This is a genomic window from Gimesia aquarii, from assembly GCF_007748195.1.
Taxonomy (GTDB): Bacteria; Planctomycetota; Planctomycetia; order Planctomycetales; family Planctomycetaceae; genus Gimesia; species Gimesia aquarii.
In genome coordinates, this window is the sequence record NZ_CP037920.1 from 6,666,474 (window position 1) to 6,682,228 (window position 15,755).

Here is a 15,755-nt window from a genome sequence, read left to right on the forward strand (position 1 = left end):
AATCACGGCATTGTATCAGACCGGTCATGATTTGGAATCAGTTAAACGGCGGTCCAATGTCAAAGGCTGGGTTGTATCAAGGTTTGCAGGAGTCACTGACTGATTTTGAATCCAACGTAACAAAACAATCGCAATCAGACCGCAAATCAAGAGTAAAGGCCAGGAATACCGCAAACCCTCCGGTTCCATCCGCACAAAATGCTGTAACCCATTTGTGGGAACCCAATTTTCAGGAATTCGTTCTCTGAATACGGAAAGACCGTTGTAAATAAAGTGAAAGACAACTCCTGGTAACAGACTGCGACTGTGAACGGCCATTAATCCCAGGACTAACCCCAACAACGTAGCGTTGAACACCTGCTGTGGAATCATATGCATCGCACCGAAGGTCACGCTCGACAAAATAATTGCCAGCCAGGCCCGACCACGGCGGCCAAACCCACTTAAAATAAAACCCCGGAACGCCAATTCTTCACAAACGGCAGGAGCCAAAGCAAACGCCATCAACACTAACCAGATCGGTTGGGTCGGATCTGACATTCCCTTGAGAACTGCCACCGTGCCTTCAGGAAGTGCGGGGAAAAACCAATCCAAGCTCACCGCCAACTCGAGCGACAAAGGGTGTAAGATGAAAGGCAAAATAATGCCAACCGCTAAAAATCCAAGACTAGGCAAATAGAGTCGGAATGTTTTTCTGACACTGGTGGTCAACATGATCCCCATGATCAAAGCGGGAGTCGCAATGATCGCCAATTGTTGAATCATCAAAAGCTGCATCATACGCAGGGGGCGTTCTGCTTCGGTTGCAGACTGAATTGCAGCACTCATGCTGTTCATCACCCCGAACTGTAACAACATGATGATCACAAAACAGAATCCAGCTTCGGCAAAACTGGGTAATGAGTCCTTGGTTTTCAACAGGTGCCGTAGCCACAAACCGAGTTCAAACCGTTCCGCTTCTCGGAATAGAACATCTTCACGTTGAAATTGATCGATGGCCCACCAGAGTGCCAACAGACTGTAACCGATACTTGTGACTAAAACAGGAATCGCATACACATAAAGAATTCCGGCATTGACAGAGGAGAGGAGCATACCTTTCAAGAGCAATGCGACACCGACAACAGGCATCAAGCTGTAAAACGCATTGATTTCGACGGCCGGTGATAAGCAGAAAACCGTCAGCCCCAGTGTGACCATCAATAATGGTGTTAGATAATATTGTCCTTCTTTGCTACTGCGGGCGAAGGTGGCAAACGCGAGACATAGTGCGCTAAACAATGCCGACAGGGGAATCAACAACAGTACGATCCAGAATAAAGCTGAGAAAGATGGGAACGAGAGATCTCCGATCTTGGAAAGCGCCCCCGAACCTGCGAGATTGACCATATGTTTCCCGGTAAACCCCATACTGGCCAGATTCAGCAGAGCTGTGGAAACACTGAAAATCAGAACGGTTAAAAACTTTCCTAACACAATTTCAGTACGTTTTGCAGGAGAAATCAGTAACGTTTCCATCGTACCACGCTCTTTTTCTCCGGCTCCCAAATCAATCGCCGGATAAAACGCACCTGTGGCTGCCATAATTATTAATAGAGCCGGAAAAAGTTTACTCCAGAGATTCGCCGCCAATTGTTCATCCTGAGCCAAATCGATGACATCCGGGTTGATGGGTGTTGGTAATGACTCGGGAAGATTAGCCCGATGCAATCGCGCTCTTAGTATCTCCTTCTCCCAGGCCTCTATTGCTTCATCCACACGACGATAGGCAATCATCGATTTTTCGTCTGCGTTGTTCTCTAAAATTAAAGGCCGCAGAGAATCAGCGGGATCAAAGTCAATCGGTTCATGCCGCTCCAGTTTCTCACTAACTCGTTCGATTTCCTGAGAAAGTCCCTTGGGAATCAAAATCAAAACTTGAATCTGACTTTCCGCAAACAATGCACTCAGTCTGGCATTGGTCTCTTCCAACTCCACGATCAGCCGCGCAGCTTTCTGTTTTTCAGTTTTACTGTCGATTTCCTCTAATTCGTCGAGTAATTTCTGATGAGTCTTCAGCACCACTTCCAGTGCATAGGCTTGTTTCAAGATTTCCTGTTGTTGTTCATTTTCAAGAATATTTTCGGATTCCTCAGATTGTTTACTGTCTGTAAAGACGCGTAACTTATCTGCATCAGCGGGAATTCGAAACCAATTCGAAACAAAACGGTCACCGTCTAATAACTGCGGGTGCTTTGGCAGATCATCGGCTCCGAGGATGACTACATTACGTGGCTGCTCGGAAAACAGAACGGTCATCTGGACCATTCCGATGCCCATCGCCGGATAGAGTAACAGCGGGAGAATAGCCACCATGAATAGCGTGCGCCGATCTCTCATCTGGTCCCGCAATTCACGCAGCAAAATAAGCTTAATATTCTTCCAGTGTATCATCTGAATTATTGAGCCTTCATCGCCAGTTGGTCTTCATGCTCTTGAATTAAACTGAAGAACAGTTCTTCCATATCCGACTCATGGTACTGTTCCTCGAGCTCCGGAATACTACCGATTGCCAGAATCTTTCCTTTATAGATAACTGCCACACGATCGCATAATTTTTCGACCTCCCGCATGATGTGAGTCGAAAAGATGATGCACTTACCTTCCTCACGCAATGCTTCGATGGTCTTCAGAACCGCGCGTGCTACCAATACATCGAGTCCCGAAGTTGGTTCATCAAAAATCAGAACCGGCGGATCATGAATGATCGTACGGGCTATAGAAACTTTTTGTTTCATCCCGGTCGACATTTTCGAACCGAGTAGATCCTTGATGTCCTGCATTTGCAGCGTTGTAAAAATACGATCAAGTCGCTCTTGAAGTTCATTCTCTTCAATGTCATACAGACGACCAAAGTACTCGACCATCTCCCAGGCAGTCATTCGATCATAGATGCCAGTATTACAGGACATAAAACCGATATGAGTCCTTACATCCTGTGCCTGGGTCACCACATCATAGCCGGCAACAGTCGCAGAACCTGCGGATGGCTGCAAAACCGTACTCAACATACGAAGACAGGTCGTTTTACCGGCACCATTTGGTCCCAGTAAACCAAAGATTTCACCAGCTTGGACATCAAAACTCACAGAATCGAGCGCAACAATACTTCCACGACGCAAATCATCGAAACTCTTGCTCAACTGTTCGACATGAATCATAGCCGTCCGTTATCCCTGATGCCTACGAAATGAGCGATTGGCTTTTCACCAATACATTGACTTAAGAGGCTTACTTATACGATATTCTTAATAGCAAGCATACCCTATGGGCGCGAATCGGCTGGTTAGAGGCCTGAGTCTGAATGAATTTCTCTTAGTTGAGCACTGGCAGAGGAACGTGACCTGAACCTTTGGCAGGACCATTCGAATCAGGATCATCGATATATTCATAAAAGACATTGCGTTGTCGAGGAATGTATCCCGATTCCATAATACAGTGTCGAATTGTATCCACGGTCAGATGATGTGTCGTTCCTGCCTGGGAAACGACGTTTTCTTCAATCATCAAACTTCCCATATCATTGGCACCGAAAAACAAAGCCATCTGTCCTGTCTTTTCACCCTGAGTTACCCAGGATGACTGAATATTAGCAAAGTTGTTCAGATAAAGTCGACTAACGGCCTGTGTTTTCAGATACTCAAAGGCTCCCGCGGGAGGCACATACTCCATATCAGTATGATCAGGCTGTAAGGTCCAGCAAATAAATGCAGAGAAACCACCAGTCTCATCTTGTAGTTCGCGTAGACGATCCAGGTGCTCAATTCGCTCAGCCAATGTTTCGACATGACCGAACATCATGGTTGCGCTCGAAATCCCTCCCAGTTCATGCCAGACCCGATTCACTTCCAACCAGCCATCAGTCAACACTTTTCCTCGCGTGATTTTTTTACGCACACGATCAACGAGAATTTCTCCACCACCGCCGGGAAGACTTCCCAAACCGACAGCCTTCAATCGTTCAAGCACCTGCTGTAAAGAGAGTTTATTGACTTTGGTAAAGTGATATATCTCGGGTGGACTAAAACCATGAATATTCACTGAAGGGAATTTTTCACGTAAATCACGCAAGAGATCCTCATACCATTCCAGCTTTAAGGTCGGATGCAGACCTCCCTGTAGCAGAATCTGGTCGCCTCCTAAAGCAATCGTCTCTTCGATTTTCTGATAGAGCTGCTCGGGCTTGAGAACATAGACTTCGGGATCATTGGGAGTTCGATAAAAGGCACAAAAATCACAGACCGCCGAACAGGAATTCGAATAGTTAATATTACGATCGATGTTATAAGTACGATAAGGCTCCGGGTGCAAACGTTTCGTCACTTCATTGGCAGCACGTCCCAGCGCAATCAGATCATGAGATTCCAATAACTGGAGTCCCTCTTCACGGTTCAAACGCTCGCCGGCAACTGCTTTATCCAGCAGAGATGCAATTTCGGAAGACAAGAGGAACCCCCTCGGGAGCAAGTCCCGTTTTAATAGCTAATTCTTGAAATAAACGTAACCCACAACATTCTGCAGGTCCCAGATAAAAACTCAGATTATTTTTCAGATAACTCTGCGCCACAGAAACATCGATTCCTAACTTAGGTGCCTCACGACACGCAATTTCATCTAACAGAGTCACTCCTTTATCACGTGACTGGCATAACGATGTCTCTAGTGAACCTGTCTCCTGGTCTCTGCGAACGGCCCACATGGCAAACACAAAAGGTAAGCCAGTCCAGCGTAACCATTCTTCTCCTAAATCCCAGGTCGATACAAAATTTGTTGACGGTGTATGAATGGCACGATCACCAATCAATAAAATCGCATCCGCGGTTGTTGCTTCGATTGTCTGTTCAATGGGTAGTGGCTCGACTTCAGGAATCACGCCATATTGCTCTGCTAACATTATTCGGACAAGAGTTGCACTCGTCCTTGAGCCCATATCCAATGCCAGTCGCCTGATCTTTCCCAGAGGCACACGACTATACATTTTCACACTCAACACCGGTCCTTGTGTCGCCACGCATGCATTCGAAATCACTTCGTAGTTCGAACTACGAAAAACCTCAATCGAAGGAACTAATCCTACATCAATCCGCCCTGCTGCCAGATCATCAGCCAGCAGGCTGGGATAATCTAACATTAGTTCAGCATTTTCAGCGAGACCTTCCAGATCTTCAATTAAAGGTTTCGAGTTGAGATAGGAGACCGCCCCCACACGTATCGGGGGTGGAACCAAGTTAGACATTATCGTTTGGCTTTCATTTCCAGTTGCATTGTCCAACTTATTATAGCCAGCAATCTTCATCTCGCAATCAGCTCTACTATGGTTGACCAGAGGTAGAACGTACTCTGATGCACATCCCGACCGATGGTGTTACAATTCGTTATTAAACTTGACCTTCGTTATTATATTCTAGCAGTTTGTGCCCTCTCAATCAGGGACTATACCCTTGAAAATTTAAGGACAAGCGAAATTCAGCGGGATGTTTCATACCGCATGATCATATATTTTCATAAGAAAGCACCTAAGGTATGTCAGAAAATAGATGCGTAAATGTTGGATTCATCGGGGCGGGTCGTATGGCGACAGCTCTGGCAGGAGGGTTAATTTCATCTGGGTTCACAACAGCTGAACATGTCTGGGCCAGTGATAAGTTTGAAACCGCTCTCACCGGATTTGCCCAAGAGACCGGTGCGCAAGCCGTCGAATCAAATTTGACCGTAATCCAACAGGCTGAAGTCATTATTCTGGCAGTGAAACCACAACAAATGATTGACGTAGTCCAGGAAATTGAAGGCGCTCTCAATGCCCACCACCTGATTGTCTCCATCGCTGCGGGCTGTCCACTGTCGTTCTTTCTGGATGAACTTGGAAAGGGCGTACGAATGATTCGAGTTATGCCTAATACCCCCTGCATGGTTCAGCAGGGAGCCTCTGCCTTCTCACGAGGAGGTCAGGCAACTGATGAAGATGCGTGCCTGGTTGAGTCATTGCTTTCGACTGTTGGCACTGCAGCTGAAGTTCCGGAGTCCCAACTGGATGCCGTGACTGGATTATCTGGAAGTGGTCCTGCTTACGTTTATCAAGTGATTGAAGCGCTCAGTGATGGAGGCGTAAGGATGGGGCTACCCCGGCACATCGCTACACAACTGGCTGCTCAAACGGTTAAAGGTGCCGCGGAGATGGTTCTTGAAACGGGTGAACATCCTGGTACCCTAAAAGATGCGGTCACCAGTCCCGGCGGCACTACCATTGCCGGCATCCACGAATTAGAAGCCGGTGGTTTAAGACACACTTTGATGAACGCGGTTAGCGCTGCTACAAACCGATCGATTGAACTCGGTAAAAGCTCTGAATAATCCAAAGCTCAATAAGCCACTGTTGAGCTTGTGGAGAAACCTCTCTTTCACTGTGGAATTATTTGTCATACCCATTTCATTAATTTTATTAACGAACTTGCGTTACCTGACTGGTTTTCTCAGAATAAAATAGAACTTCCATTAATTCCCCACCTGAAAACATCGGGAGACACAACAATGCTTAACCAATGCGCTTGCCGTTTGTTCGTTTTTTGTTGCCTGCTGATTCCTGCCTCCCACTACCTCAATGCCGCAGAGCAAAATCTGAAAACGTGGCTCGCAAAACCAATTATTGAAAAAGAACTTCCGTGGAAGGAAGTCCAAAAATATGTCGCACCTAGAGTCCCTGGAATGCCTGAAATTGACAGTGTAAATGCATGGGAAAAATATATCTCCAAGGTACGTAGTAATGTTTTAAATAAAGTCGTATTCCGAGGAGAAGCAGCAAAATGGCGTGATTCAAAACTGAATGTTGTCTGGCTCGAAACCATTTCAGGTGGTCCCGAATACAAAATTCAGAAACTGAGATTCGAAGCGGTACCTGGCCTTTGGGTTCCCGCTCTACTTTATGTTCCGAAACAGCTTAGTGGAAAAGTTCCCGTCGTCATGAATGTCAATGGGCATGATCGGAATGGCAAAGCAGCCGACTACAAACAGGTACGCTGTATCAATCAGGCCAAACGCGGCATGATCGCATTGAACATTGAATGGTTGGGAATGGGACAATTAAATGTGCCCGGCCTGATGCATTATCGCATGAATCAATTGGACCTGTGTGGTACGAGTGGACTCGCGCCATTTTATCTTTCTATGGAACGTGGGCTTGACGTCCTGCTTTCCCACCCCAATGCAGACCCTGAGCGAGTTGCTGTCGCCGGCCTTTCAGGCGGTGGCTGGCAGACGATCTTCATCAGTTCGCTGGATAAACGCGTGACACTTTCCAATCCGGTTGCCGGCTATTCCAGCTTTTTGACTCGTAACTATCATACAAAAGATCTGGGAGATTCCGAACAGACTCCCAACGATCTGGCGGTGTATGCAGACTACACCCATCTCACAGCCATGCGTGCCCCGCGGCCTACTTTGTTGACCAATAACTCGAAAGACAACTGCTGTTTTGAATCCGGTTATGCACAGCCCCCACTTCTGAAGGCAGCCTTCCCCGTTTACAAACTATATGACAAAGAAAACTATTTACAGTCGCACGTCAACGACGATCCCGGTGATCACAATTTTTTACAGGATAATCGCGAAGCGCTGTACCGGATGTTCTCAGCCCACTTTTCCGAACCAGGAAAGCCACTACCCACTAAGGAAATCGAATGTACCTCAGAAATAAAATCAGCAGACGAACTTAAAATTGAACTTCCCAAAAATAATGAGACATTTCATTCACTGGCGTTAAGGCTATGCAAAGATCTCCCTCGAAAAGCGGCTTTTTCTTCTATAAAGAATCCCAGGAAATTGCTCAAAAAGATTGTGCATTACAAAAAAACACTGGCGACGGGAGAAAAAAGCAGTCAAGCGGCGATAGACAATACAACCATTAAATTCTGGAAGTTAAGGATCAATGACGACTGGACGGTTCCAGCTACAGAGTTTTCGAAAGGCCCCTCTAAATCAACAACAATCGTTGTCGCCGATGAAGGTCGCAAAAGTCTGGCATCAACGGTTGAAAAACTGCTTGCGCAAGGTGAAACGGTTCTGGCCATCGATCCCTTTTATTTTGGGGAGTCAAAAATCAGTCAACGCGATTTCCTGTATGGCCTGTTAGTCGCTTCAGTTGGAGAACGTCCGCTGGGAATCCAGGCGAGTCAGTTAACGGCAATTGCCCGCTGGTTACAAAAGAAACAAAACCAAAATTCCGTTAAAGTTCAAGCAGAAGGACCTCGCAGCAGCTTGTATACTCTTGCCGCGGCTGCCATTGAACCAAAGACCTTTTCTAGCATCAGATTAAAAGATTCGATGGGCTCACTGAAACAAATCATTGAAGAAAATAAGTCCGTCAATCAGGCACCTGAATTATTCTGTTTCGGATTACTCAAGGCATTCGACATCAAACAACTTGTGGAACTAGCGGGATCAGAAAAAGTCCAATTCATTGAACCAAGCGATCGCGTCAAACAGGAATTGCCTCAAATTCGCGTTAACAAAGATGTCAGCTATCTGGGTAAAGAACGCACTGAAAAACTCGACCTGTATTTACCAGACCCCAAGTTTCAGAAAGGGCCTTACCCCGCAATCATCGTCATCCACGGAGGTGGCTGGCACGGCGGTGATAAGGCAGCTCGACGAGAACAAAACATTGGCAACTCACTCGCCAAAGCGGGTTACGTTTGTGCCAGTATCAATTATCAACTGGCCAAGAAACGATCAAAATTTACAGACAACCTGAAACAAGTTTGGCCTGGGCATCTACAGGATTGTAAAACGGCTGTTCGTTTTTTGCGAAAACATGCAAGCCAGTATCAGATTGACGCCGATCACATCGGAGCCATCGGTGGCTCTGCAGGCGGTCATCTGGTCGCCATGCTGGCTGTCACCGGTAATGATCCCAAACTAGACCCTCAAGAACCCTATGCCGGTTTTTCTTCTCGCATTCAAGCCGTTATTCCCATGTATGGTGCGCATGATCTGATTGCATTGGCCCAATCACGGGACTTACTGTCTTCATTTTCTGAAGAAGAAAAGCTGCTCAGTCAACAGGCCTCGGCAGTCACTCACGTTACGAATGATGATCCTCCATTCCTGATCCTGCATGGTACCAAAGATACTCTGGTTCCTGTTGAGCAATCAGAACTTTTAGCGGCTGCTCTGAAAAAAGGAAATATCCCCGTAGAATTGCTCATCATCGAGGGAGCACCTCATAGTTTCCATCTCCAGCCAAAACAAAAAGACTTACGGCCACTCGTCATCGGATTCTTTGATCGCCACCTGAAACCCTGATTTACCCCGTCCCGCTGGAGTTGACAGCAACCCAACCTCTGATAGAATAGAGAAAAATGTAGCCATGGCTACATTTTAGTTTTGTCGATAGCAACGCTCTAACGGGAGTTTATGTATGAGAAGGCTTTTCGCTTTCGTTTTGTTACTGAGTTTTCTGGTTGGATGTAATACAGGAGAAAATCCCTCAACTAGTAATGCATCAGAATCACAAGATTCAGGAAAAGAACTAACCTATCCGATTCAGGCGGCAGCAACCGTTGGCATGGTTGCAGACCTAATCAAGAACGTTGGTGGTGATCATGTAAATGTGACTCAAATCATGGGTTCGGGTGTTGATCCTCATATGCATAAGGCAACCCGGGATGACGTGCAAACCATAATGAACGCCGATATCGTCTTTTACTCAGGCTTAATGCTGGAAGGTAAAATGGCGGATACATTGATTAAAGTTTCGCGAAACAAACCTGTTTACGCGGTCACAGAATTGATCGATGAAAAAACATTACTCGAACCAGACGACTTCGATGGTCACTACGATCCGCATGTCTGGATGGACGTCGCTGCCTGGTCAGAATGTGTTGATGCGGTGCAAACGGCCTTGAGTAATTTCGACCCGACTCATGCAAAAGACTATCAAGAAAACGCGAAAGTATACAAACAACAATTGGAAAACCTGCACCAATATGGTTTAAAAATCGTAAAGTCAATTCCTGAGGAGAGTCGCATTCTGATTACTTCACATGACGCTTTCAATTATTTTGGTCGCGCTTATGACTTGAATGTGCAAGGCGTTCAGGGAATTTCGACGGAATCAGAAGCGGGGCTCAAGCGAATTAACGAACTCGTCAATATGCTGGTTAACAAAAATATCAAAGCGGTATTTGTAGAAAGCAGTGTCTCGAAAAAGAATATCACCGCACTCATCGATGGGGCGAAAGCACAAGGACATGACATCATCATCGGTGGTGAATTATTTTCGGACGCCATGGGTGAACCGGACACCTATGAGGGTACTTATATTGGAATGCTGGATCATAATTTCACAACCGTCACGCGTGCCTTAGGTGGAACGGCTCCGGAAAGAGGTATGCAAGACAAACTCTCGCACTGATGAAATCAAGCGCAGCACAGCTCATCACCTATAAATTGATTTCCATGAGAGATAAAATCACATTTAGAACCTCAGATATTTGATGAATCGATTTCTACCTTATGAATATTAGAGAGAGTTCCACTACGACTACACAACCTGAACTTCCGCCCGAAGAAACTCCGCTCTCGGTCTATGACCTGACAGTTGCCTATCATCGAAAGCCCGTAATCTGGGATGTGAGTTTTGAAATTCCGCCGGGCAAATTAGTCGGGATAGTCGGTCCCAACGGTGCCGGCAAAAGTACATTGATCAAAGCCATCATGGAACTCATCCCCAAAGCTTCCGGACGAGTGCAAATATTTGGTAAACCCTATCAAAAAAATCGACAACGCGTTGGGTATGTCCCGCAAAGAGAAAGCGTTGACTGGGATTTTCCCGTGGATGCCCTGGATGTCGTGACAATGGGGCTTTACAAAGAAATCGGCTGGTGTCTCCCCGTTCGTAAAAAGCACCGCGTCCTGGCGATGGATGCGTTAGAACGGGTTGGTATCGCCGATTATGCACGGCGGCAAATCAGTCAGCTTTCTGGTGGTCAACAACAGCGGACATTTTTAGCAAGAGCCCTGGTTCAGAATGCCGATTTGTATCTGATGGACGAGCCATTCGCGGCCGTTGATGCCGCTACAGAAAAAGCGATTGTCCAGATCCTGCAGGAAATGAAAGAGGCAGGAAAAACGGCGCTGGTCATTCACCATGATCTGCAAACCGTACCCGAGTATTTTGACTATGTGATCTTACTCAATATGAGAGTCATCGATCACGGTTTAACCGCTGACGTGTTCACCCCAGAGAATCTTCAAAAGACCTATGGCGGACGCTTGACGTTATTGGAAGAAGCGACAGAAACCATGCGACGCCGGGAGCAGTCTTTATGAGGCCGTACTTTCTGGTGTTTCTACTTGCCAGTTTTGTTCCGCAATCGTTAGTCATTGCCGAAGATAATGCAAGAGAAATTCAGTCACAACAGTCCATCACGGACCGGAGCATCACAATGCCCACATGGTCGGATTGGAAACGCGTTTTATTTTTACAGGATTATAACACAAGGATCGTAATCCTGGGCACTACACTCTTGGGAATGTCAGCCGGTATGGTTGGCAGCTTTGCCTTATTACGCAAACGAGCACTGATGGGAGACGCATTAAGTCACGCCACTCTTCCCGGTATTGCGATTGCCTTTATTGTCGCTACAACATTGGGGCTGGATGGAAAATCACTGCCAGTTTTACTCGTGGGAGCCGCTTTAAGTGGCTTAATGGGGATCGCCACCATTCTCCTCATCCGAAACCTGACACGTTTAAAAGAAGATGCCGCATTAGGAATTGTGCTGAGCGTATTTTTTGGCGCTGGAATCGCGCTCCTGGGAATCGTACAACAAATGGAAACCGGTCATGCTGCTGGCCTGGAATCATTCATTTATGGGAAGACCGCCTCGATGGTCGCCAGCGATGCCTGGCTTATCGGGAGTGCTGGTATGACTTGTATGCTGATTTCCATTCTGTTGTTTAAAGAATTGACACTCCTTTGTTTTGATGAAGGTTTTGCCGACTCACGTGGCTTCCCCGTCGTTTTTCTGGACATGATGCTGATGGGGCTGGTGGTTGTGGTTACCATCATTGGACTGCAAGCGGTGGGATTGATTCTGATGATTTCTCTATTGGTCATTCCTCCTGCTGCAGCACGTTTCTGGACCGAAAAAATGGTCAACATGACAATCGTGGCCATCGTGCTCGGAGCCCTTAGTAGTATGATCGGCTCAGCCATGAGTGCCATCTTTCCCAATCTTCCCTCGGGTGCAATGATTGTGCTGGTCTCGACGGCGATGTTCTTGTTCAGCATGGTCTTTGGTGTTCCACGCGGCATCTTGATCCGTAAACTACGACGATACGAATTGAACACAAAAATCAATCGACAACACCTGCTACGTGGCATTTATGAATACCTTGAAGCGCGTGGACTTCTCAATGAAAAACAGAGATTGGAATCCATACAGGTCCCCATTGACGCAGTCTTTCAAATGCGAAGCTGGTCTCGACCGAAACTCAAAAAAATCATAAAACGCGCCCAACAAGAACAACTTGTCGAACTAGTTCATGAAAATCAGATGCAACTCACGGAAGCAGGGCTCAAAGAAGCAATTCGACTCGTACACGAACATCGTTTGTGGGAACTGTATTTGATCACATATGCCGATGTTGCTCCGAGTAAAGTCGATCAGGATGCCGATGCGATCGAACATGTCCTGGAACCAGAAGTGATCTCAGAATTAGAATCGTTGCTGGTTCAACAAACATCTGAAGGGGTACTTCAAAGTCCACACACGATAGAGATTGATCGAAACAAAACCAATTCACAAAATCCTCATGCTCGAAGGTTACGCTAATGAGTGGGTTGGAACAGTGGAACTGGTCTCTTGATGGGTGGATCATCGCCGCTGGCATTTTGTGTGCTGTCTCGTCGGCTCTATTGGGAAATTTTCTCGTCCTGCGGAAAATGAGTATGCTCGGCGATGCTATTACGCATGCCATTTTACCCGGTCTGGCAGCAGCGTTCTTTATCAGCGACAGTCGTAGTAGTATTCCGATGTTTGCTGGTGCAGTTTTAGCAGGTATCCTAACGGCGTTATTTACAGAATGGATTCGGAGCTTTGGGAAAGTAGACGAAGGGGCCTCGATGGGTGTAGTCTTCACCTCTCTATTTGCTTTAGGTCTGGTGATGATCGTGCAAGCAGCAGATCATGTTGATCTGGACCCGGGGTGTGTTCTATATGGAGCGATCGAACTGACCCCCCTTGATACAATCCTCATTTCCGGTTGGGAAATACCGCGTGTTGTCGTGGTGCTGTCTGTTGTGTTACTGATCAATCTTTTATTTGTGGTCCTGTTTCTCAAAGAATTGAAACTCAGTTCATTTGACCCGGCCCTGGCAACCACGACAGGTTTTAATGCCACACTCATTCATTATACTTTGATGACACTCGTTGCCGTTACCGCAGTCGCCAGTTTTGAAACGGTAGGAAATATCCTCGTGGTGGCGATGTTTGTCGTACCGCCGGCTGCCGCTTATATGTTAACAGATCGCCTGGTACGCATGATTATTCTCAGTGCCATTCTGGCAATCATCGCAGCAGTCCTCGGTCATATCAGCGCGATGACGGTTCCTCGCTGGTTTGGGTTTCAGAGCACATCCACAGCGGGAATGATGGCAGTCGCCGCAGGATTGCTGTTTATCATCGCAGCGTTATTTGCACCACGACATGGAATCATTGTTGTCTTTGTGCGAAGGCAGATCCTTGCCTGGAAAATTCTTGCTGAAGACATCATCGCTTTGATGTACCGGATCGAAGAACGTGATCCTCAACTAAAACCTGATGCGACTTACCTGAGAGAAATTCTTTTTTCGAGTCCGCTGCCTACCGATTGGAGTCTCCACTTCCTGGCTAGACATGGTCAAGTTATCGATTCAAATGGAACCTACGAGTTAACGGAAACTGGTCGTGATCGCGCGCGACAATTAGTACGCTCTCATCGACTATGGGAACATTACTTAGTTGAACACGCAGGTATGTCTGCTGAAAACATTCACAAACAGGCCGAACAACTGGAACACTTCACCGATCGACAGTTGCGCGAAAAATTGAATAAAGACACGTTAGACACTGACCAAGATCCACACGGGCGCCCCATTCCACCGGAGGATGAGAGGGGTTAAACAAGTTCTGAACGCTATCTATCAATGGTTTCAAAATGCTAGTCGCAAAAGTTTGGAGTCTGCCTTTCCTTTTGCAGCGATTTCATCTGGCAATTTATTAATCCACAACATATAATCAACCACTGATATGTAATCAGTCTTGAAAGCGTACCCTACGAATACGGAATGGGAAGAAACCGTATGGCAGGTAAGGTTTGTAACGGACCAGTAAATCGACGCGAGTTTATGCGAATTGGTTCTCTCAGTTTGGGAGGACTCACGCTTTCGCAGTTGATGTCTCTACGTAGCGAAGCCGGACAACCCAAGCAGGATACTTCTGTGATTTTGCTGTTTCTGCATGGGGGCCCTTCACAGCTGGAAACATACGACCTCAAACCTGATGCTCCTTCCTCCTATCGTTCTGTATTTCAGCCCATTTCCACTAACGTTCCGGGAATGGATATCTGCGAGTTATTTCCGAAGCAGGCCAAAATTGCCGACAAATTCTCTTTAGTCCGCTCACTGCATCACGATGTAGGAATACACAGTGACGGGGGTATCATTGTTCTTACCGGAAAACGGCCTTCCAAGCTGGATCCCTCGTCCCGATCGAAAAGCGAACATCCTGATTTCGGATCGATCACGAGTAAGATCCGTGGTCTATCGGAAGCTGGCACACCTCCTTATGTCTCGATTCCTTCGAAGTTCTACATGGTACAACCAACTTACCTCGGCATGCAGCATGGCCCCTTTGAATCGAGTGAACCTTCCTCGAAAAATTATCGTCCTCCTTCACTGAAACTGAATGCGGGCATGGACGGGAAACACTTATTGGAACGCCGACAACTGCTTGAGCAGTTTGATCGTCTACGAAATGATCTCGATCTTTCCGGTGATCTGGAAGGCAACGAAAAGTTTCGCAACCTCGCATTCCAAATGTTAACGAGCCCGGAAGCAGCGAAGTCGTTTGATATCGCCCTTGAAGATGATCAACTCCGTGAGCGGTACGGACGCAATATGTGGGGACAAGGCTGTCTCCTGGCCCGTCGTTTGGCGCAAGCTGGTTGTGGTGTTGTTTCGCTCTACTTTAATACACCTAAAACCGGTCAGGAATTTACGAACTGGGACGACCATATTTCCAACGCTGGTCGACCCGGACACTTTGCAAAATATATGAGCATTCGGCTGTCTTACATGGACCAGGCACTGACAACACTCATCGAAGACATTCATGAACGTAATCTTGATAAGAAGATTATGGTCGTCGCCGTAGGTGAATTCGGACGGACTCCTCGTCTCTCATCAAATAACACGGGAACGGGCCGTAATCACTGGCCAGAGGCATACACGGCGTTATTTTCTGGTGGTAACCTGAAAATGGGTCAAGTCGTGGGAGCCACAAATTCGAAAGCAGAGTATCCGACACATAGCCCCTACACTCCTCAAGATATGCTGGCCACGATCTACCAACATCTGGGCATCGATTACGACAAGTCGATCGTTGATTTCCAGGGTCGCCCTATTCCAATTCTGCCGCACGGTAAACCGATTAAAGAATTAATTTAATCTGCTTTAG

General features: G+C 46.7%; 11 protein-coding genes. 7 read left to right on the plus strand and 4 right to left on the minus strand.

All coding sequences use genetic code 11. The features are described from left to right. Positions 1–24: 24 nt before the first annotated feature. The 4 genes from V144x_RS25435 to V144x_RS25450 all read right to left on the minus strand — a co-directional run bounded on the left by V144x_RS25435 (position 25) and on the right by V144x_RS25450 (position 5,275). Positions 25–2,379: an ABC transporter permease subunit/CPBP intramembrane protease gene (locus V144x_RS25435; RefSeq protein ID WP_232102641.1), complete on the minus strand. Its 2,355-nt coding sequence runs from the start codon at positions 2,377–2,379 to the stop codon at positions 25–27. A 59-nt stretch (positions 2,380–2,438) separates the two neighbouring features. Continuing rightward, positions 2,439–3,200, minus strand: a complete 762-nt coding sequence (locus tag V144x_RS25440) for an ATP-binding cassette domain-containing protein (RefSeq protein ID WP_144989544.1) — start codon at positions 3,198–3,200, stop codon at positions 2,439–2,441. A 154-nt stretch (positions 3,201–3,354) separates the two neighbouring features. Continuing rightward, entirely contained in the window at positions 3,355–4,485 is a 1,131-nt protein-coding gene (gene mqnC / locus V144x_RS25445) for a cyclic dehypoxanthinyl futalosine synthase (protein WP_144989546.1), read from the minus strand. After that, complete coding sequence (locus V144x_RS25450; RefSeq protein WP_232102642.1) at positions 4,454–5,275, minus strand: menaquinone biosynthetic enzyme MqnA/MqnD family protein; 822 nt, start codon at positions 5,273–5,275, stop codon at positions 4,454–4,456. Before V144x_RS25450 ends, mqnC begins: the two co-directional genes overlap by 32 nt. A 287-nt stretch (positions 5,276–5,562) precedes the next feature. Here V144x_RS25450 and proC point away from each other — a divergent pair, with 287 nt between their 5' ends. From proC to V144x_RS25485, 7 genes are all read left to right on the plus strand, one after another. Then, a complete protein-coding gene (gene proC, locus V144x_RS25455; RefSeq protein ID WP_144989550.1) occupies positions 5,563–6,390 on the plus strand; it encodes a pyrroline-5-carboxylate reductase in 828 nt (275 codons plus the stop codon). A gap of 177 nt (positions 6,391–6,567) precedes the next feature. Further along, positions 6,568–9,336 carry a prolyl oligopeptidase family serine peptidase gene (locus tag V144x_RS25460; RefSeq protein ID WP_144989551.1) on the plus strand — a complete coding sequence of 923 codons (2,769 nt, stop codon included), beginning with the start codon at positions 6,568–6,570 and terminating at the stop codon, positions 9,334–9,336. Positions 9,337–9,451: 115 nt separating this feature from the next. After that, the gene (locus V144x_RS25465) at positions 9,452–10,447 is read left to right on the plus strand and encodes a metal ABC transporter solute-binding protein, Zn/Mn family (RefSeq protein WP_144989553.1); all 996 of its coding nucleotides are present in this window, start codon (positions 9,452–9,454) and stop codon (positions 10,445–10,447) included. Positions 10,448–10,548: 101 nt separating this feature from the next. After that, positions 10,549–11,364: a metal ABC transporter ATP-binding protein gene (locus V144x_RS25470; protein ID WP_197998639.1), complete on the plus strand. Its 816-nt coding sequence runs from the start codon at positions 10,549–10,551 to the stop codon at positions 11,362–11,364. Continuing rightward, positions 11,361–12,872: a metal ABC transporter permease gene (locus V144x_RS25475; protein WP_144989555.1), complete on the plus strand. Its 1,512-nt coding sequence runs from the start codon at positions 11,361–11,363 to the stop codon at positions 12,870–12,872. The genes V144x_RS25470 and V144x_RS25475 overlap by 4 nt, the downstream gene beginning before the upstream one ends. After that, positions 12,872–14,200 carry a metal ABC transporter permease gene (locus V144x_RS25480; RefSeq protein WP_144989557.1) on the plus strand — a complete coding sequence of 443 codons (1,329 nt, stop codon included), beginning with the start codon at positions 12,872–12,874 and terminating at the stop codon, positions 14,198–14,200. The genes V144x_RS25475 and V144x_RS25480 overlap by 1 nt, the downstream gene beginning before the upstream one ends. 165 nt (positions 14,201–14,365) lie before the next feature. Continuing rightward, positions 14,366–15,745 (plus strand): DUF1501 domain-containing protein, encoded by a 1,380-nt coding sequence (locus V144x_RS25485; RefSeq protein WP_232102643.1) that lies wholly within the window; start codon positions 14,366–14,368, stop codon positions 15,743–15,745. Positions 15,746–15,755: the final 10 nt, after the last annotated feature.

Coding starts and splice junctions, on each gene's coding strand:
- V144x_RS25435 (WP_232102641.1), bottom strand. CDS start 2,379: ATGAGAGATCGGCGCACGCTATTCATGGTGGCTATTCTCCCGCTGTTA.
- V144x_RS25475 (WP_144989555.1), top strand. CDS start 11,361: ATGAGGCCGTACTTTCTGGTGTTTCTACTTGCCAGTTTTGTTCCGCAA.
- V144x_RS25480 (WP_144989557.1), top strand. CDS start 12,872: ATGAGTGGGTTGGAACAGTGGAACTGGTCTCTTGATGGGTGGATCATC.
- proC (WP_144989550.1), top strand. CDS start 5,563: ATGTCAGAAAATAGATGCGTAAATGTTGGATTCATCGGGGCGGGTCGT.
- V144x_RS25485 (WP_232102643.1), top strand. CDS start 14,366: ATGGGAAGAAACCGTATGGCAGGTAAGGTTTGTAACGGACCAGTAAAT.
- V144x_RS25465 (WP_144989553.1), top strand. CDS start 9,452: ATGAGAAGGCTTTTCGCTTTCGTTTTGTTACTGAGTTTTCTGGTTGGA.
- V144x_RS25460 (WP_144989551.1), top strand. CDS start 6,568: ATGCTTAACCAATGCGCTTGCCGTTTGTTCGTTTTTTGTTGCCTGCTG.
- V144x_RS25450 (WP_232102642.1), bottom strand. CDS start 5,275: ATGTCTAACTTGGTTCCACCCCCGATACGTGTGGGGGCGGTCTCCTAT.
- V144x_RS25470 (WP_197998639.1), top strand. CDS start 10,549: ATGAATATTAGAGAGAGTTCCACTACGACTACACAACCTGAACTTCCG.
- V144x_RS25440 (WP_144989544.1), bottom strand. CDS start 3,200: ATGATTCATGTCGAACAGTTGAGCAAGAGTTTCGATGATTTGCGTCGT.